Below are 19,807 nucleotides of genomic sequence, written 5' to 3'. Positions count from 1 at the left end.
TATTTTCATATATGCTCTTAAGGATAATTTATCAAGGTGCACGACGATGATTAGAAGTCCCCAGTTTGGCGCCATACTGTTGCGCGCTAGCGAGCTAATCGCAATACAAGGCCAAGAAGTGTTTGAAAAACTCAACATTAGCTTGCCTGCGAATCGCATTTCTCTTGTGCTTGCTATCTCCACACAAGGCCCGCTGTCTTCGACTGAGTTGGCAAAGCACATTGGCCTTTCGCGACAGCTTATTGAAAGTCGCTTGAAGCAAAGCGTCCAAGATGGCTTTTTTGTTTCTGTCCCCGATAAGCGAGATTCCCGCAAACGCGTTTATGACATTGCGCCAAAAGCGAAAGAAGAAGCGGCCCAAATAGTAGCAATAATGCAAGATTTCGAAGCGGTATATGACGCACTGTGGGAAGAAATAGAGGTGAACCTAGAATCATCCTTGAAAAGCATGGAGCACGCGCTGAATAAACAATCGTTACTTGCCCGTTTAAATACACAATTTCCTCACCATTCAAATTCTTAATAGAGACAGTTATGGCTTATCGACTTATTTCACTATGTTTGTTGCTGCTCAACTTAAGCAGTTGCGCACAAAGCCAAGAGTTTAACGCAAAGGAAAGTTGGCAGGCCTTTGTTCAAACGGTGGAAGACAACTACGCCTACCTCAACACAGCGCCAACAGATTGGAACGCGTTGAAAGCATACTATGAACCTGCTGCAACAGCGGCTACTTCCCAAGATGAATTTGTAGATGTACTTCAGGTGGTAAAACAATTTTTTATTGACCCACATTTTAACGTCTCGCCACTAAACGAAGCAGATTACAGCGTTACGCCAACGGGCTCAGACATATGGGTAGAGCAGCGTAATAATCAGTTTGTTATTACTCGAATTAAAGCAGGCAGCGCTGCTGCAAAAAGCACACTTGCTGTTGATGACGTTATTGTCAGCATTGATGGTAAGCCTGTAGAGGCAGCGATTAACGATGTATTCGGCAATACCTCTTTACCACTTAGCCAAGCCCACAAGACTTGGGCGGTTAACGTTGCCTTGGGTGGACGACGCAACCAAGCACGCAGTGTAGAGGTGATATCTGACTCAGATACTACGAAAAACGTGCAGCTGGCAGCTAGTTACGAGGCCATCAACCAACTTAGAACAAAAGCTCCTCTTGTGGTGAGTAAGCAAGAGAACGTTGGATACATACGCTTTAACAATAACTTGGGCAACGCAGAGACCGTTACCGCGTTTGAAGAAGCAATTGAAATGCTTGTGGAAACCGAAGGCTTAGTGATTGATTTACGCAATACGCCAAGTGGCGGCAATACGGGTGTAGCAGAGCCAATTTTGGGTCACTTTGTGAATACAAAGACCGCGTATCAAGGTTATAAAATACAAACAGCTGAGCAAACTTATCAAGAAGCCGAACTACAAACGGCGTATATCACGCCTACTACGCCTTATTACGGTAAGCCTGTGGTGGTACTTGTGGGCCACTGGACAGGCAGTATGGGCGAAGGCATGGCCATTGGGTTCGACGCTATTGGTGCAAAGGCCGTGATGGGTACGCCTATGGCTGACTTACTTGGCGGTATCAACCAATTTCAGCTACCTAATTCGTCAATAACCGTAGAGCTGGGTTTTGAGCGTTTGTATCACGTTAACGGCACATATCGCGAAGACTTCGTTCCAGAAGCGGTTTCTTTTGAAGAGCACACAGCCAGCGACCCAGAACTATACGCCGCATTACGCTTATTAAAAGCAATATAGCTCAATTACATACAAAGCTAGAAAGCACTTTCGTATTTACTTACAATCCGCTTCTAACTTTTTGAGCGAACATACTATGACTGCGATTGGGATTGACTACGGTACATCAAATTCTGAGGTTGTGTATTTTGATGGAACGGCCCATCAGCACATTAAACTGGACCCGCTAGATAAGAAGGGCAATAAAATTCGTTCTTCGGTGTTCATCTATTTTGAAGATGAACTGCCTCCGCCTCCTGATGCAATGGTTGAAGCGAAAGTGGCGCAGTTACAGCGGGTGATCAGCGAACAAATTGACAAAGCTAAAGACGGCTACTATTCGGCAAAAGACCCGAAAGAGCAGGCGATGTATAGCGAACGTATCGACTCGCTACGTGGCGATTTGCATAACAAACCGGCACTACAGCGCAAAGCCATTGCGCAGTTGATGCATGCAATGTCGCTAGACGAGATCCCTTTGCTTCGCTTAGTAGAGCACGGCAAATTCGCCTTTGGTGAAGAGGGGTTTAGACGCTTTCTTAAAATGCCGGACAAAGGCCGACTCATTTACTCGCCTAAGAACTTTTTAGGTGCATCGTTAGATGGCGATCAGAAACAAGCGTTCATCGGCATTATCGCAAAGCAGCTAGCCTACTTTAAACAGTGTGCAGAACAGCAGTTGGGCAAGGTTGTGAATAACGCCGTTATTGGCCGACCTGTTAAATTTCACGGCACCCGTGGAGAAGAAGGTAACGCCCAAGCCATCCAAATTATGACCGATGCGGCCACGAAGGCTGGGTTCACAGGCGTTAACTTTTTGGATGAGCCTATTGCTGCGGCGTATAAAATTGAGCAAACTCTGCCAAGAGATACTACAACGCTTATTGTTGATATTGGTGGGGGCACCACGGATATCTGCTGTATCAAGCTTTCCCCTGAACGCTCTAATCAGCTTGACCGCAAAGATGATGTGCTGTCGGTAACGGGCAGACGTTTAGGGGGGATGGATTGTGATAAAAGCTTAGTGCTTAAAGCCATTGCGCCAGAGATGGGCATGGGCCTTAAAATGATTAACGGGCTTCCGGTTCCGCCAACGTATTTCTCAGACATGTGCGCGGTTGATAACATTCCAGCGCTAACGCGCTTCTTCTCTGACGACTATGGGTTAGACATTTCTCAAACTATGTCAGTGATTAAAGAGCCAGCCCAGTTAGAGCGCCTACTAATAGTGCAAGAAAACAAACTCTCTGCACGCGTAGTGAACTCAGCCCGCTTGGCAAAAGAGCTTCTTTCAAGCAAACAGAATATTACCCTGCCGCTTCACTATATCGAAGATGATTTCGATGTGGAAATATCGCAAGACTCACTTAAAAAGGCGCTAAAACCTTGGCTTGATAAAGTAAAAGCCTTGGTTGTGGAATGCTTAGAAAATAGCAGTGAGAAACCAGAAGTGGTGATGATTACAGGTGGCATGAGCTTATCGCCAATTGTGGTTGATGCGCTTTACGAGAATCTGTTAACGGGTTTACCGCGTTTAGAGAACGATGCGTTTAATTCGGTGTGTGAAGGGCTAGCAATTCAGGCGGCTAAGCACGATTAAACTTCGTTTGAAAATTTAAAGAAACACTAAGCCTTAGCGTAGTAGTACCTACTACGCTAAGGCTTTTTTAATTAGTGCTTTAGGATATTGTGCTCTTTAAGATAAAGCGCAATAGCCTCTGGTGACTCGAATGCTTTTAGCAGCATCTCTTGTGCCCGTGCTTTCACATCATTGTCTTCTGATGACGAAAGTAGGTGATACCACGTTTTAACTAAGGCTAATGGCGGCGTTTGAGTCATTGTGTTTTCGCTCCAGCAATTCTTACTGCAAAATAAATATAAATCATCGTAACGTATGATTTGCCAAAACAAGCTCTGACCAGCATCGATAATTGAACAACAAGTCGTCAAAAGCGCACTTTTTACATGCTGCTGTGTAATTTACACAGCAACCAATACGGAAAAAAGATAGCGCGCAATGTCGACTTTTTGCGTCATCGAAAGCTTAAGCTTGAGTAAGCATGGGTTTCAGGAATCGTCCCGTATGCGAAACTTCTTGTTGTGCCACATGCTCAGGTGTTCCCTCTGCAATAATCTGGCCACCTCCAGACCCTCCTTCAGGCCCAAGGTCAACAATCCAGTCTGCGGTTTTAATCACATCAAGGTTATGCTCAATAACCACAACGGTATTACCGTGATCGCGCAGTCTGTGAAGTACGGCTAATAACTGTTTAATATCGTGGAAGTGCAAACCAGTGGTTGGCTCGTCCAAGATGTAAAGCGTTTGGCCAGTGTCTCTTTTTGACAACTCTTTAGCCAATTTCACACGCTGAGCTTCACCACCTGACAAAGTAGTAGCGGCTTGCCCTAGTCGAATATACGATAAGCCTACGTCCATGAGTGTCTGCAACTTACGAGAAATGGCCGGAATCGCGTCGAAGAATTGGCGCGCATCTTCTACGGTCATTTCTAACACTTCATGAATGTTCTTATCTTTATATTTAATCTCAAGGGTTTCACGGTTATAGCGTTTGCCCTGACATACGTCACACGGCACGTACACGTCTGGCAAAAAGTGCATTTCTACTTTAATTACACCGTCACCCTGACACGCTTCGCAGCGACCACCTTTCACGTTAAAGCTAAAGCGACCAGGTTTATAACCACGAGAACGCGATTCCTGCGTACCAGCGAACATTTCACGAATAGGCGTGAAAATACCAGCATAGGTCGCGGGGTTTGAACGCGGTGTTCGCCCAATTGGGCTTTGGTCAATATCCACCACTTTGTCTAGCTGATCTAACCCCGTCATCGATTTATGCGCGGCTGGCTCAGACGTGGTGGCTTTATTTAATTCGCGCTGTGCAATCTTGTAAAAAGTATCGTTGATAAGGGTTGATTTACCCGAGCCCGATACACCGGTTACACAGGTCATTACACCGGTAGGTATACGCAAATCGACCGACTTTAAGTTATTGCCCGTCGCGCCTAAAAGCTCAAGCCACTTGTCGTCTTTCACTGGTGTACGAGTTGCGGGAATGTCAATCTTTTCTCTGCCAGATAGGTATTTACCGGTAAGTGAGTGTTCACTGTTTTTGATGTCGTCTAACGAACCTTCGGCAATAATTTCACCGCCGTGCACGCCTGCACCAGGGCCGATGTCAACAATGTAGTCTGCTTCGCGAATAGCATCTTCGTCGTGTTCAACCACTAATACGGTGTTACCCAAATCGCGCAAGTGAGTAAGGGTGCCAAGCAAGCGCTCGTTATCACGTTGGTGAAGACCAATGGAAGGCTCATCCAGCACGTACATTACGCCAACAAGGCCCGCACCAATTTGACTGGCCAGACGAATACGCTGCGCTTCACCACCAGATAAGGTATCGGCGCTTCGCGACATTGAAAGATAGTTAAGGCCAACATTCACCAAGAAGCGCAAGCGGTCCATAATCTCTTTTAAAATCTTTTCAGCTATCTGCGCGCGCTGGCCTTCTAATTTCAACCTTTCGAAGAAACCGAACGCGTCGGCAATCGACATGTCTGCAATAGCAGGCAAGTTAGTTTCTTGAATAAAGACATTGCGCGCTTCAACGCGCAAACGGGTGCCGTTACAGCTACTACAATGCTGCTGGCTTAAATATTTTGCTAGCTCTTCGCGCACCGAGTTCGACTCGGTTTCACGGTAGCGGCGCTCCATATTGGGAATAATGCCTTCAAAGGGATGCTTACGCTCCATGACATCGCCACGTTCGTTAATATACTTAAACGAAAGCGACTTGCCTTTTGAACCATACAGCACAATGTCTTGATGCTTTTTATCTAGCTCTTCAAAAGGCACGGTAAGGCTAAATTTATAATGGTCTGCTACTGCTTGCAGCATTTGGAAATAGTAATAACTGCGCTTATCCCAGCCGCGAATAGCACCGCCAGACAGACTCAGTTCGGTATTACCTACTACCCGTGCCGGGTCAAAGAACTGTCTAGTTCCCAAGCCGTCACACGTAGGGCACGCGCCCGCCGGGTTGTTGAATGAAAACAAACGCGGTTCTAGTTCGCTAATGCTGTAACCACAGTGTGGACAAGCAAAGTTAGCTGAGAAAACAATCTCTTCTGCATCTTTGTCGTCCATGTCTGCTACAACTGCGTTACCGCCTGCAAGGCTAAGCGCTGTTTCGAATGATTCAGCTAAACGCAGCGCCATGTCGTCGCGTACTTTGAAGCGATCTACCACTACTTCAATGGTGTGCTTCTTGTGCAAATCGAGTGGCGGTGGATCGGATAAGTCGCACACTTCGCCGTCTATACGAGCTCGAATAAAACCTTGTGCAGACAGGTTTTGTAACGTTTTAACATGTTCGCCCTTACGGTCTTTCACTATAGGCGCTAACAGCATTAGTTTACTGCCCTCAGGCATCGCTAACACTTTGTCGACCATTTGACTGACCGTTTGCGCGTCTAGCGGCACATCATGGTCAGGACAGCGTGGTGTGCCCACACGAGCAAACATCAATCGCAGATAGTCGTATATCTCTGTGATGGTGCCTACCGTTGAACGGGGGTTGTGCGATGTTGATTTTTGTTCAATGGATATTGCAGGCGAAAGACCCTCAATATGATCAACATCTGGTTTTTCCATCATAGAAAGGAATTGGCGCGCATAAGCAGATAAAGACTCAACGTAGCGACGCTGGCCTTCTGCGTAAAGCGTGTCAAAAGCAAGAGACGATTTACCCGAGCCTGAAAGGCCCGTAATCACCACCAGTTTGTCTCGTGGCAGTGTTAAATCGATGTTTTTCAAGTTGTGGGTGCGAGCACCGCGAATTTCGATTTTATCCATTGAAGCCTAAATGAGAGAAAAAGAATCAGTATGCCATAGGTGTCAAGTAAAGTGATATGACATTCAAGTTATACTGTGAGCGGGGTAAGCAGATCACCTAAAGGCATAAGCTTACGATGACAATTAATTGAGCTGCGTTGTGAAATGGTGATTTTATCCCCACTTTTAAACCCCTGTGAAAGCGAAAGAAGTAAATTGAACCCTAAAGTGGGAAAAACGCCACTGACATTAATCGAATTTAAGGGAAGTGGGCGAAAGTGCAAATTATGCTACACTTCGCGACCTTATTCTTCTTGCAGCAGAAACAGCGGTCTCTGCGCGCTTTTTTGTTTTTTGATTTTACTTATTGAGGGAAACAGACGCTTTGAACGCTTTGGAATTACGCGCCGCGCTTGCACTCGCCTCCGTTTACGTATTACGCATGATGGGTTTGTTCATGGTTATGCCGGTATTGGCCGTAGCCGCAATGGATTACCCTGACTATTCGCCGCTATTGGTAGGGCTTGCCGTGGGTGGTTATGGCCTAACTCAAGCCGCGCTGCAAATTCCTATGGGTATGATGTCTGACAAATGGGGGCGCAAGCCTGTCATTTTGTTAGGACTTGCCGTTTTTGCCTTAGGTAGCTTTGTTGCAGCCAACGCCGACACCATGGCAATGATGATTGTTGGCCGTATTCTGCAAGGCGCAGGGGCTATCGCTGGCGCGATTATGGCTTTGGCTACCGATGTAAGCCGCGAAAGTCAGCGCGCCAAAGTGCTAGCCGTTATCGGTATCGCCATCGGTTTTTCGTTTTATTTAGCGGTTATTTTAGGGCCGCTAATTGCCAATAGCTATGGCCTTGCCGGTGTGTTTGGTATTACGGGTATTTTAGCTCTTCTGTGCATGCCGCTGGTTAAATGGGTTGTGCCAAATGGGGTGCAGCTAAGCAGTGGCGATACACTTCCTCAAAAAGATCAGCTTAAACGTTTGGTTTTTTCTTCCCAGCTGTGGCGCTTAAATATTAGCGTGATGATTTTACACATGTTAATCACACTGCTGTTTGTTCAGCTGCCCGTTACGTTACTGAACTTTGATATGACGCTAGACAGTCACTGGACGGTATACTTGCCCGTGCTAGGCGCTTCAATTGTAGGCTTAATCATTATGATGGGGGCTGCGAGAGGCCGCACGCCTAAGTCGTTACTTGTTATCGGCATTCTTCTAATGGGGGGCGCGTTTCTGGCGCTCAGTTTAGAAGATCACAGCTGGTGGTGGGTAACCGCAGCGGTAGTCTTGTTCTTCACTGGGTTTAATTACTTAGAAGCGAATTTTCCGGCTTTGGTGTCAAGCATTGCTCCTGCTGGCCAAAAAGGCACGGCTATGGGTCTTTATGCCAGCTTTCAGTTTTTCGGCGCGTTTTTAGGCGGTGTTATTTCAGGTTTGGTCACCGACATTTGGTCGCAAGAATTGGCGTACGGTATTGGCGCCGCTAGCACGCTTTTATGGCTGTTCGTTATTTTTGGTGTAAAAGAAGTGAGCCGCGTGAAGCGCGTAATGATGCATGGCGAGTTCAACAACGCCGACGTAAATGCTATTGAAGATAAGTTGATGCTAGTGCCGGGCGTGCTAGAAGTAACGCTAAACAGTCAAAATAACGCGGTATATCTTAAAGTTGACCGAGATTTCGACGCCGTTAAAGCACGAGACGTTTTATCGGTATAAAGGAAAGCTCAATTCAAAAAGGGGAGTGCGCAACCATGATTAACCTGAGTAACTTTAAAGCCATTATTTTCGATATGGATGGCACTTTGGTCGATTCTATGGGCGCACACATTCAAGCGTGGAAGCTAACTTGTGACGCGTTCGGGTACCCATTCAACCACGATTACCATTATAGCTTAGGCGGTGTTCCGTCCGTTGAAACCGTTCAACTAATGAACGGGAAGTACGGAAAAAGCCACAATCCTGCAGAAGTTGCGTCATTTAAAAAGCAGACATTTGAAGACTTGAATCACGTACCTGAGCTAATACAGGAAACGTTAGACGTATTTAATCATTACAAGGCCAGCATACCTATTGCTGTAGGAACAGGTTCAGACAAACCGCATGCCGAGTGGGTGTTAAACCAACATGGTTTATTATCGCAATTGTCGGCGCTAGTGACTGCTGATGATGTTGAAAACGGTAAACCACACCCTGAAACCTTTTTACGTGCAGCCGAACTAATGGGCGTAGCACCACAGCATTGCGTGGTATTTGAAGATACCGAAATGGGGCAAAAAGCAGCCTTAGACGGCGGAATGACGTGTTTTATGGTCGATAATAAAAAGCTAATCTATTAATGGCACACCAGATTAAACCGCTTCTAGCTCGCTAAGCGCATCACCACAATTGTGCAACAGAGAAGACTTTATGCGTTTGGTGGCATCATCAATGGCAGTTTTCATTGCTTCAATGGCTACTTGATTGTTATTTTCTTCGCCAACATTCACATTTACGCTTCGACCACGAAAAGTGGCGGCAGGTGAATAGTCTTCTGCAAGGTCTGGTTTGTACATTACATCAAGTACTACCGTGGCAACCATATTACTTCCTAAGCTTTTAACAAACGCGCGATTCAGCACAACCTTAACGCTGTTGCGTGCTTCAATGCTTGGGCTTACATTCATACTTTCTAAACTTTGCTGCAATAAGTCATAAAGCGTATCTTCGGTTAGTTTGCTACCTCCGACCAACAAATCTTTACTGGAACGTGTATCGGCAAGTTCTGCTAGATTCACTGGGCAGGCTTTCGCTTTAGACATCGACAGTTGATAACCTTTTCTATGCGATTCGGGTATCAATGAAGACTCAAACCCAGAAGGCGTAGACTCACAAGCAATCAATAAAGGAAGGGTACAGCTGGCAACAAGTATCCGCGCTGATTGTGAAAGATGAGGCTTTGAAAATAATTTATTTTTCATTAATTTATTTTTGCTTTTTGGAGATGTTTTATGCAAGTAATATGGATAAGAGTATAAGCCAGTTTACAGCGCTACGAAATAGAACAACTGTTGCAAACTGTTACAGCTTGTTTAGCATAGATGCCGAGTGAAATTTAGACAAAAGCGTGGTCACAAAGCAAAATTAACTACACTTAAAATTTCACCATAACCATTCAACACGGACAGTTTCAAATTATGACTTTTAAAAATGCAGTAGTGAGTACACTTGCAAGTTTGTTGCTTATTGGCTGTGCGATAAACGTATCGCCCACGGCGTTCTTTTATCAAGACGCAGAGCAAAAACCGGTGGACACCACTAAATTGCACGCCGCCATTCAAAAAGACAAAACTTCAGCTGGTATAACTCGTGTTGAAGTAAAAAATGAGGCTGGGTTAACCTTAAGGGGCGTAGCTGTGTCTTATCCTAACCCTATTGTTAATATTGTTTTCTTTGCTGACAACCGTATGCCACTTAGCGAGAATAACAGCGTTATTCATAGACTCGGTAAACTTCCAGCTAATATTTTGTGGCTTGACTATCAGGGGGTTGGGGCCAGCGATAAGGCACAAAACCTAAGTATCAAAGCTATTAAACAAGATGCGCTAACTCAGTTCGACTATGTTGAAAATGCTTTTGATGCTTCACTTCCAACCATTGTGCATGGCCGAGGTATTGGTAGTTACTTCGCAAGCTATGTCGCGGCTAATCGAAAGATTGATGCTCTTGTCTTAGACGGTGCTTTTAATAACATCTCAGACCTTATCGCCAATATGGTTCCAGGCTTTTCCAACTCGTTCACGAACATGAAGCTTCACAATGATGTGCACAGCATGCAAATCGCACCTATTTTACGTCATTATGATGGCCCTTTATGGTTGGTGGTGGGTGAGGAAGATAAGATAACGCCTTACCCTATCAGCCAGCAGTTGCTAGAAGATGCATCAAGCAGCGAAAAATACATTTCTGTCATTCCCGGGGCCACGCATAACGCAACGCTAAAAAGCGATTATGCTATCAAGCAATACAAGCAGTTTTTGGCCAGATTTGCCCAGTAATTGAAACCTTAATCCTTGTGGATAACTGGTGGAAAACCTTGTTGGTAAGTCTGTTAACAGCCATATAGCACAATAGATCACGATCTTTACGCGCCTTTCTGGTCGGATCACGAAATATCAGTTAAATCAAGCGCTGTAGAGCAATTGGTTCAGATCTTAATCTTTTTTGATCGTAAGGGTGCGCAGGATCAGGCAATTTTCTTCATTGGGGATAAAAGTTTGAAGCAAAATGATCAAGCCAGTTATTTTGTCAATAGAAAAGAGCAATAATCTTTAGTGCTATGGAGTTTTTAAAACAGGGATGCGCAGTAACTCATCGAAACACGACTATTTGGTCAACAAAATAGGGGCTAAATAGGTAATAGTGTTCAAATAAAATACCCGCTCATGGCGGGTATTGTTGTGTTCTCTTTTCACCTAAGTAGGAAGAAGAAAGGGGCTAAACCCTTACCATAGAGTCTCGTTTCACTACCGTAGGTGTGTACTTGAAGGTTAGGCCCTCTTCTGGCTTACTTCCCGATGCGTATTTCAATGCAAGTTCGGCTGCCTTTGCTGCCATCATTTCAACAGGGTAGCGCAGTGTGGTTAACTTAGGGCGACAATATTTGGCAAGCAGTACGTCGTCGTAGCCCATCACTGAAACTTGCTCAGGTACAGATATGCCGTGGTCTTGCAACATAGTCATAGCGCCGGATGCCATCGCATCGTTGTAAGCCAGAACGGCGGTAAATTTTGCGCCGGTAGCAAGTAAGTTCTGCATTGCTAGCTCACCACCTTCTTGATCGGGTGTAGCATATTCAATCATACTCTCTGGCAAGCTTAGTTGTGCGTTGTCTATGGCGTTTCGAATTCCCTCAAGACGATGATTAGGATCGTCAATACGATATTGGCTGCTTATAACGGCAACGTGCTCATGGCCTTGATTTATTGCATGCTCCGCCATTAATCGTCCGCCAGTAACGTTATCCAACCAAACGCAGCGATTAGCAATTTCCGGTATATAACGGTTAATCAGAACAAAGCCCGGAACTTGTTTAGCAAACTCAATGAGCGTTTCATTGTCGAGCGCTTTACTGTGAACGACCATCGCTTCTACCCGGTGTTCCAAAAGCGTTTCAATTGCGCGAAGTTCGGTTTCTTTTTCAATAGAGCCGGCACTTAATAATATCTGCACATTATTTTTGCGTGTTATCGATTCGACACCGTGGGCAAGCATGGCAAAAAATGGGTCGTGTAATTCGGCGATAACAACCCCTAACGACGCACTGCGTTTGGTTACAAGCGCTCTGGCATTAGCGTTCGGGCGATAGCCCATCTCTTCCATGATTTTTTTAACGCGCTTTCGCGTATCGTTGCCCACTTTAGGGCCATTATTAATAACCCTTGATACCGTAGCTAATGAAACGCCGGCTGCTTGGGCTATATCTTTTATAGTTGCCATTTTCTTTCAAACTTCGTTTTGCATTGCGTGGGGGGTCGTTAGACCTGATAGCCATAGCGTACATTATATTTACAAAAAAAGATAAAATTCTCACACTTACAGCATGCCTACTGTTCTTTTTTCATTTAGGTTTACTTGATAACAGAAAAAGAAAAACCAAGTGGTTTTACCTTCTACATATGTAAGCTAAAGCGCTGTAAAAACATGTGGAAAACGTATAACCTGCTATGCGCTTTTAAACGATGTCAGTATGTTTCAGCATATTGGAATTCTCAGAAGGTTGAACGCCTTCGTCAATTAGGCCCTAGAAAAGGTAAATACTTTGTTATGAAAATAAATGTGTCTACATTCGGTGAATTAAATGGCGAAGCTGTAAAAGCTTTCACCTTGAGCAATGCCAATGGAATGTCTGTAACGCTGCTCAATTACGGCGGAATAATAAAAGAGATAAATTTTCCCAATGCAGAAGGCGATTTAATTAGCTGTGTTCAGACGTTCGAAACGCTACAAGACTACATTGACGACCCAAGCTATCGTGGCGCAATTGTTGGTAGGTACGCGAATAGAATAGGGCATGGCACATTTACGCTGAATGGAACACAGTACACCTTAGATAAAAATGGTTCAGAGCATAACTTGCACGGTGGCCTTCAAGGCTTTCATAAGAAGCTTTGGCACGCCAGTACACAAGAACTTGCCGATAGCGCCAGTGTATCATTCACTTTAACTAGCCCCGATGGTGAAGGTGGTTTTCCAGGTAATGTAAGTGTTGAAGCCTGTTATACCCTCAATAATGATAACGAACTGTCGCTGGTGATGACGGCCACCACTGACAAAGAAACGCCGCTTAGCTTTACGCAACATGCATATTTTACATTAAGCAATGAAACCAAGGTTGGTAACACGCTGCTGCACATAGATGCTGAATCGGTCACCGACGCAGACAGTTCGTTGCTCCCTACGGGTGAGTTAGTTGATGTAAAAGGCACACCTTTTGATTTCTCTTCGTTAACCGAGATTGCTCAAAAAGCAAACCAGCAACCGTCGCATCCACTGTATGATAGGGTAGGTGGCTACGACCACAACTATGTGCTTCGTAGAAAAGACGCAAATGAACCTCAAGCAACGGTTAAGGCACTCGATACAGGGATAAGTATGGAATTGTTCACTACTTTACCCGGACTGCAGCTTTACACAGGTAGCCTGACAAGTGATGAACAGTTAGGTGCACTGTGTTTAGAACCCCAGCATTTTCCTGATGCACCGAACAAACCTATGTTCCCCAATTGTTTTGTAAAACCAGGTGAAACTTTTAAGTCTAGTATTCGGTATAAGTTCAGCGCGCAGTAATTACACGCGCCAACCGAACCAATGAAAATTAATTGTTACTGTTTTAACAATTAATTTTCTTTGTTACTTAATTGATTAACGTTAATTCTTGCTATATCATTGATAGGGTAAACGTTTAACCCTAATTGATGTTGTGCACTAAAGCGCGGCTGGTCTATTCAGAGAGAGTAATTATGGGAACCCCTTTCGACCCTACAAACGATCCACATCGTCGTTACAACCCATTACTGGGCGAGTGGGTACTGGTGTCGCCGCATCGAGCGAAGCGTCCGTGGCAGGGGGCTTCTGAAGAACCAAATAACGAGCAAAAGCCTTCTTACGATCCTACTTGTTATTTGTGCCCAACAAATACCCGCGTAAACGGTGAGATCAACCCTGACTATAAAGGGACATTTGTTTTTGAGAACGATTTTGCCGCGTTAAAAAAAGACACAGAACAAGCGAGTGAAAAGAAAGGGTTATTCCAGTTTGAAACAGAACAAGGCTGTAGTCGCGTTATTTGTTTTTCACCTGATCACAGTAAGACCTTGCCAGAGCTAACAGACGAAGAGCGTCTTGACGTGGTTAATACATGGAAGGAGCAAACGGCTGAGCTAGGCGAAACATATCGCTGGGTACAAGTGTTTGAAAATAAGGGCTCTATGATGGGCTGTTCAAACCCTCATCCTCACGGGCAAGTTTGGGCGCAACAACATCTGCCGACAGACCCTGCGAAAAAAGTAGTTCAGCTTAAACAATATTTGAGTGAAAACGCTACGCCAATGCTGCTTGACTATGCCGAGCAAGAAGTCGCGAAGCAAGAGCGCGTGGTATGTCAAAATGACGATTGGGTTGTGGTGGTTCCATATTGGGCGGCATGGCCGTTTGAAACCCTGTTATTGCCGCGCTTCAACGTACAATCAATGCATAAGTTGACTGACTCCCAGTCGTTATCTCTTGCTAAAATAATTGGCGAGATTACAGCTAAATACGACAATTTGTTTGAAACGTCTTTCCCTTATTCCATGGGATGGCACAGTGCCCCCTTTGACAGGGAAGCACACCCAGAATGGACACTACACGCACATTTCTTCCCACCTCTTTTGCGTTCGGCAAGTGTTCGAAAGTTTATGGTTGGTTATGAAATGATGGCTGAAGCGCAGCGAGATTTAACGCCTGAGCAGGCGGCAGACAGATTAAAGGCACTGCCAACAGTGCATTATAAAAAACGTGAGAATGCGAATGGATAACCAGGTACTTACTTCTAAATTTGAAGCGCATTACGGCAACGCTCCCTCGCTAATAGCGCATGCACCGGGGCGAGTGAACATTATCGGTGAGCACACCGACTACAATGAAGGCTTTGTATTTCCCGCTGCTATTAACTTTGGCACATGGGTGGCTGCATCTAAGCGCGACGACAACGACATCTTAGTTACGGCAATGGACTTTGATGATCAGCAAAACCAGTTCTCACTGTCTGGCATTGAATATGATGAGGAGCAGGGCTGGGCCAATTATGTTCGTGGCGTGGTAAAAGTACTTAAAGAAGCGATGCCTGATTTTGGTGGTGCCAACTTATTGGTAACTGGAAACGTGCCTCAAGGTGCAGGTTTAAGTTCATCAGCCTCGTTTGAAGTGGCAATTCTAAAAGCCCTAAGTTCGTTGTATGCGTTGCCATTAGACGGTGTTCAAGCCGCGATACTAGGGCAAAAAGCTGAAAACACGTTCGTAGGCTGCTCGTGTGGCATTATGGATCAGCTTATCTCTGCCATGGGCAACGAAGGTATGGCGATGCTGCTAGATTGCCAGTCGTTAGCGATAGAGCATTCACCACTGCCTGATTCACATCAAATCGTTATTATTAATTCTAATGTGAAGCGCGGCTTGGTAGACAGTGAATATAACTTGCGCCGTCAGCAATGCGAGCAGGGTGCTTCATTACTTGGTGTGTCGTCGCTGCGCGAGGCAACCATGGATATGCTTGAAGAAGCAAAAGCACACATGCCTGACGTGGTATATCGCCGTGCAAAGCACATTATTTCGGAAAACGCGCGAACACTCTCTGCAAGCCAAGCCTTAAAAAAGGGTGATATTGAAACCGTGAGCAAGGCCATGGCGCAGTCTCATGTCTCTATGCGTGACGACTTCGAAATTACTGTGCGACCTATCGACTACTTGGTTGAGATCATTGGCGAAGTGCTTGGGAAAACAGGCGGCGTTCGTATGACAGGTGGTGGCTTCGGCGGCTGTGTGGTAGCACTTGTTCCAACCGACAAGGTCGATGCGGTTAAACAAGTGGTGGCAGATAAGTATTTCAATGAAACGGGCTACAACGCCGACATTTACGTATGCACTGCTACGCAAGGCGCATTTGCCTAATTACCGATTTAAGTGCACAACCTTTCCCTTTTCAAAACAATCCTATGCTATAGAATTGTTTGTGTCCCTTAAGCCGCATCTCACGATTGCGGCTTTTTTTTACAAAATTGCACATTTCTAGTTAAAAAAAGTAAACAAAGTGTGATACTAATACTATCCGCAGCAAAATATCGCATGTAACGGTAGGTTTTTACCTTTCATGTTTTGCGATTTGCTGCGTAACGCGTCTTTCAAAAGATGTGACACTGGTGTGGCAAAACCAATAATAATAAAAACAATTTTTCACCTGTGTACCCTGCATAATAATCGCCGCACCCAAAATAAGAACTTTGGGAAAAACTATGAAATTAGCATCAATAGATATCACGTTATTTGTGATATACGTCGTCGCGCTTATTGGTATTGCGTGGTGGGTTTCTCGCGAAAAGCAGGGTCATCAAAAAGATACAAACGATTACTTTCTAGCTGGCTCAAGCTTGCCATGGTGGGCCATTGGCGCATCACTGATTGCGGCCAATATATCTGCCGAACAAATCATTGGTATGTCAGGGTCAGGGTATCAATTAGGCCTTGCTATCGCGTCTTATGAGTGGATGGCCGCAATTACACTGCTCATTGTGGGTAAATTCTTCTTACCTATCTTTTTAAAACATAAAATCTACACCATGCCTCAATTTCTAGAGCAGCGTTACGATCATCGCGTGCGAAAGGTTATGGCTATCTTCTGGTTGGGGGTTTATGTCTTTGTAAACTTAACTGCGGTACTGTGGCTGGGTGCGTTAGCAATCAACACAATTGCTGGCGTGGATATGGTTTATGGCATGATGTTCTTAGGTCTTTTCTCGTTAACCTATTCACTGTACGGTGGTTTAAAAGCCGTAGCACTTACCGATATCATTCAGGTGGTATTGTTAGTACTTGGCGGCTTGTTCCTCTCCTACACGGCACTTAACTTAATCAGTGACGGCAACGGCGCTATTCAAGGTTTTGTAGATTTAACCAATAAGCTACCTGAAAAATTCGACATGATTTTGTCGAAAGATAACCCGCACTACATGGACTTGCCGGGCATTTCTGTATTGGTTGGTGGCATGTGGATCATGAACCTGTCTTATTGGGGCTTTAACCAATACATTATTCAGCGTACTTTGGCAGCGAAAAGCGTACAGGAAGCGCAAAAAGGTATTGCGTTTGCTGCATTCTTAAAGCTACTTATGCCGTTAATTGTGGTGTTGCCGGGAATTGCAGCAGTACTTATAGTGCCGGACCTAGCCAAACCAGACCAAGCTTATCCAAGTTTGATGACGTTAATGCCTGTTGGCCTTAAAGGAATCATCTTCGCTGCCTTGGTAGCCGCAATTGTGTCGTCACTTGCGTCAATGACAAACAGTGTTTCTACTATCTTTACCATGGATTTATACAAAGATAAGCGCCCGAATGAGTCACAGCAGCATTACGTAAAAGTAGGCCGTATTGTAAGCCTTGTGGCGCTAATTATTGCGATGGTGGTGGCTAAGCCGCTACTGGGCAACTTCGACCAAGCGTTCCAGTACATTCAAGAGTTTACCGGGTTTTTCACGCCGGGAATCTGTGCGCTATTTGTATTGGGTATGTTCTGGAAGAAAACTACAGCAAACGGCGGGCTTCTCGCAGCACTTGGTTCTTTTGTTCTAAGCATTGTGTTTAGACAATTCTGGCCTGAACTGCCGTTTATCGACCGCGTTGGCATTGTGTTCTTGCTGTGTGTGGCGCTGGCTGTCGTTGTTTCTCTTGTAGAGAAAAAAGGTGTAAGTGAAGACGCAGTAGATTTAAACGAAGTGCAGTTTAAAACCACAAGCGGGTTTAACGTCGCGTCAATCGCTGTAGTAGTGCTTACCGCAGCGTTTTACATTACATGGTGGTAACGAGTTGAGAGGGCGTTTCTAAGCTATTTGCTCTCATTAGGGTTTGTTAAAAACAACGCGAAAGTTCAGAAGACGCTAACAATAAATTTTGTTAAGTTCTAGAATGTGTTGCAGTTGGTAGCGTAAATGCGGGGCGAAAAACTTCAATTTTTCCTCATAAAATACGATATACTAGCCGGCTAATATTCGATGAACTTTCGCGCTTGCTGATGTCTTACTAAAAAGAGTAATACAGCAAGCCACTAAAAAACGTTACAGGAGACATCAATGGCAACGAAAGGCGTTAATAAGGTTATTCTTGTTGGAAACCTTGGCAATGATCCTGAAGTTAGATACATGCCTAACGGAAACGCCGTTGCGAACTTAAGCCTAGCAACTAGCGAAAGCTGGAAAGACCAACAAGGTCAGGTTCAAGAGCGCACTGAGTGGCACCGCCTTACAATGTACCGTCGCTTAGCAGAAATTGCCGGAGAGTACCTGAAAAAGGGCTCGCAAATTTACGTTGAAGGTAAATTGCAAACGCGTAAGTGGCAAGATCAGCAAGGTCAAGACAAATACACCACGGAAATCATTGTAGACCAAATGCAAATGCTTGGCGGTCGCGGCGGTGATGGTGGTGGCGGTAACGGTGGTTACCAGCGCCCTCAAAACAACCAAGGTGGTTACAATCAAGCGCCTGCTCAGGGCGGTTATAACCAGGCGCCGCAACAAGGTGGTGGCCAGCAAGGCGGTTATAACCCAAACCAAGGTGGCGGCTACAACCAAGCCCCTCAAGGTGGCAACCAAGGGCAGCCTAAGAACCCACCAATGGCTGAACCAGATTTCGATTTTGACGACGATATTCCGTTCTAAGCTGGTAAGTCGAATAAAATAACATTTCAAAAAAGCCCTCTTGGGCTTTTTTTTTAAGTTAGGTGCGCTCAGATATGAGATTGGTAACCGCAACTCGCTTTCTTAGTCACTTAAAATAGAATCTTGTAGGTATTTATATCTCGTAGTAAAAAATGAATGCCCAACAGCGTTTCGATTGATTGCATCTTAAAGGATTGGTTGTTTGCAGTGTCAAAAGTAGTAACGGTTTTTTTCTATCTTTTACTTATTTCCATAAGCAACATTGTGTTTGCACAAACGGCAGACCAATGTGAGGTTGAGCATTGCGTTGCGCAAAAACCGACTGTGGTCTGGTTACGTCCACCCGGGCTCGATATTGAATCTAATGGCGTTACTATCACATCAGGGCCAATGTATGACTTGATGGCATACCTTTCAGGGTTTTTAGACAATTACCATCATCAGTTTGAAACCTACCCGGTTAAACGTGCGTGGTCGCTCATTAAAAACCACCACTCTTCTGAACAGGTTTATTGCTTTTACGGCGCATCGTTTAAGGAAAAGCGAACAGAGTGGGGCTATTTTTCTCAACCTACGTCAACTAATTTACCGCTCATTATTGTTTCAAAGCGAAATTTACAACCTTTTGCAAACAATAACGATGCGCAAATCGCGAAGGGACATTTCACGTCTATTTCGTTACAAAACCTTTTTGCGCATGGTTTTAAAACGGTGTTATACAACGATGTAAATAACGCCTATGCAGATGCAGTGGAGCAGTGGGCGTCGGATAAAAACATCGTTCGCTTAAACAGCTTAGACAAAGATTTAGGCATTCACACCATTGCGCTACTTAAGAACGGACGAATAGACTTTGGTTACGTGGGGCATCGAGAGCTATCGGCATTATCTGAAGAGGAACTCGACTCACTTTATGTGTATCAAGTGAGTGAATTGTCGCAGAAGGTAAGAGGGACAAAGCGCTTACTGTGTTCTAAAAGCGAATTAGGTCAAGCTGTTACAAAAGATCTGAACGGCGCACTAGAGCGCGCTTTTTCAGAGCCTCAATTAAGCCAGACGCTAAGAGAAATTAACTTTTCCTCAGATGCTTACCCTGTTTTGTTAAAGCCACTTTTTGATGAAAGGTGGAAAACATATATGTCCAGTAGGAAGCAGGGGTATTACGTTTTACCTTAATCTCGTTTAAATTACTTTTCTTTATTTTTCTTAATCACCAATAATAATGGGCGCGAACTTGTGTGATGCCTATTACGG

16 protein-coding genes are annotated in these 19,807 nt (G+C 44.8%); 12 read left to right on the top strand and 4 right to left on the bottom strand.

The features are described 5' to 3' along the window. Positions 1–46 precede the first annotated feature (46 nt). The 3 genes from ACHUFN_RS15905 (at position 47) to ACHUFN_RS15895 (ending at position 3,349) form a co-directional block, all read left to right on the top strand. A complete protein-coding gene (locus ACHUFN_RS15905; protein WP_394223419.1) occupies positions 47–523 on the top strand; it encodes a MarR family winged helix-turn-helix transcriptional regulator in 477 nt (158 codons plus the stop codon). An 11-nt stretch (positions 524–534) separates the two neighbouring features. Next, on the top strand, positions 535–1,770 hold the full coding sequence (locus ACHUFN_RS15900; protein WP_394223418.1) for a S41 family peptidase: 1,236 nt from the start codon (positions 535–537) through the stop codon (positions 1,768–1,770). A 76-nt stretch (positions 1,771–1,846) separates the two neighbouring features. Further along, positions 1,847–3,349, top strand: coding sequence for an Hsp70 family protein (locus tag ACHUFN_RS15895; RefSeq protein ID WP_394223417.1), 1,503 nt, complete (start codon positions 1,847–1,849; stop codon positions 3,347–3,349). Between the two features lie 71 nt (positions 3,350–3,420). Here the strand turns inward: ACHUFN_RS15895 and ACHUFN_RS15890 are convergent, their stop codons facing one another. Next, positions 3,421–3,588 carry a hypothetical protein gene (locus tag ACHUFN_RS15890; protein WP_177247920.1) on the bottom strand — a complete coding sequence of 56 codons (168 nt, stop codon included), beginning with the start codon at positions 3,586–3,588 and terminating at the stop codon, positions 3,421–3,423. A 205-nt stretch (positions 3,589–3,793) separates the two neighbouring features. Continuing rightward, entirely contained in the window at positions 3,794–6,625 is a 2,832-nt protein-coding gene (uvrA, locus tag ACHUFN_RS15885) for an excinuclease ABC subunit UvrA (protein ID WP_394223416.1), read from the bottom strand. Positions 6,626–6,989: 364 nt separating this feature from the next. On the opposite strand from uvrA, the gene ACHUFN_RS15880 reads away from it, so the two are divergent. Continuing rightward, a complete protein-coding gene (locus tag ACHUFN_RS15880; protein ID WP_394223415.1) occupies positions 6,990–8,327 on the top strand; it encodes an MFS transporter in 1,338 nt (445 codons plus the stop codon). 35 nt (positions 8,328–8,362) lie between these two features. Continuing rightward, the gene (locus ACHUFN_RS15875) at positions 8,363–8,947 is read left to right on the top strand and encodes an HAD family hydrolase (protein WP_394223414.1); all 585 of its coding nucleotides are present in this window, start codon (positions 8,363–8,365) and stop codon (positions 8,945–8,947) included. A gap of 12 nt (positions 8,948–8,959) precedes the next feature. On the opposite strand, the gene ACHUFN_RS15870 is transcribed toward ACHUFN_RS15875, so the two are convergent. Then, positions 8,960–9,568, bottom strand: coding sequence for a hypothetical protein (locus tag ACHUFN_RS15870; protein WP_394223413.1), 609 nt, complete (start codon positions 9,566–9,568; stop codon positions 8,960–8,962). 216 nt (positions 9,569–9,784) lie between these two features. Between ACHUFN_RS15870 and ACHUFN_RS15865 the strand changes: the two genes are divergently transcribed. Further along, positions 9,785–10,645, top strand: coding sequence for an alpha/beta hydrolase family protein (locus ACHUFN_RS15865; RefSeq protein ID WP_394223411.1), 861 nt, complete (start codon positions 9,785–9,787; stop codon positions 10,643–10,645). 439 nt (positions 10,646–11,084) lie between these two features. Here ACHUFN_RS15865 and ACHUFN_RS15860 read toward each other — a convergent pair whose 3' ends face one another. After that, positions 11,085–12,086 carry a LacI family DNA-binding transcriptional regulator gene (locus tag ACHUFN_RS15860; RefSeq protein ID WP_394223410.1) on the bottom strand — a complete coding sequence of 334 codons (1,002 nt, stop codon included), beginning with the start codon at positions 12,084–12,086 and terminating at the stop codon, positions 11,085–11,087. A gap of 327 nt (positions 12,087–12,413) precedes the next feature. Between ACHUFN_RS15860 and ACHUFN_RS15855 the strand changes: the two genes are divergently transcribed. From ACHUFN_RS15855 to ACHUFN_RS15830, 6 genes are all read left to right on the top strand, one after another. Then, positions 12,414–13,436 (top strand): aldose epimerase family protein, encoded by a 1,023-nt coding sequence (locus ACHUFN_RS15855; RefSeq protein ID WP_394223408.1) that lies wholly within the window; start codon positions 12,414–12,416, stop codon positions 13,434–13,436. 173 nt (positions 13,437–13,609) lie between these two features. Next, positions 13,610–14,665, top strand: coding sequence for a UDP-glucose--hexose-1-phosphate uridylyltransferase (locus ACHUFN_RS15850; protein ID WP_394223407.1), 1,056 nt, complete (start codon positions 13,610–13,612; stop codon positions 14,663–14,665). After that, positions 14,658–15,797: a galactokinase gene (galK, locus tag ACHUFN_RS15845; RefSeq protein WP_394223406.1), complete on the top strand. Its 1,140-nt coding sequence runs from the start codon at positions 14,658–14,660 to the stop codon at positions 15,795–15,797. The genes ACHUFN_RS15850 and galK overlap by 8 nt, the downstream gene beginning before the upstream one ends. Before the next feature lie 341 nt (positions 15,798–16,138). Further along, positions 16,139–17,701: a sodium/sugar symporter gene (locus tag ACHUFN_RS15840; RefSeq protein ID WP_394223405.1), complete on the top strand. Its 1,563-nt coding sequence runs from the start codon at positions 16,139–16,141 to the stop codon at positions 17,699–17,701. A 267-nt stretch (positions 17,702–17,968) separates the two neighbouring features. Next, the gene (locus ACHUFN_RS15835; RefSeq protein WP_394223404.1) at positions 17,969–18,553 is read left to right on the top strand and encodes a single-stranded DNA-binding protein; all 585 of its coding nucleotides are present in this window, start codon (positions 17,969–17,971) and stop codon (positions 18,551–18,553) included. Positions 18,554–18,760: 207 nt separating this feature from the next. Further along, positions 18,761–19,729 (top strand): hypothetical protein, encoded by a 969-nt coding sequence (locus ACHUFN_RS15830; protein ID WP_394223403.1) that lies wholly within the window; start codon positions 18,761–18,763, stop codon positions 19,727–19,729. Positions 19,730–19,807: the final 78 nt, after the last annotated feature.

It is taken from the genome of Alteromonas gracilis (assembly GCF_043642145.1).
GTDB classification, from domain to species: domain Bacteria; phylum Pseudomonadota; class Gammaproteobacteria; order Enterobacterales; family Alteromonadaceae; genus Alteromonas; species Alteromonas gracilis_B.
This window is presented reverse-complemented; position numbering and strand designations above follow the sequence as displayed.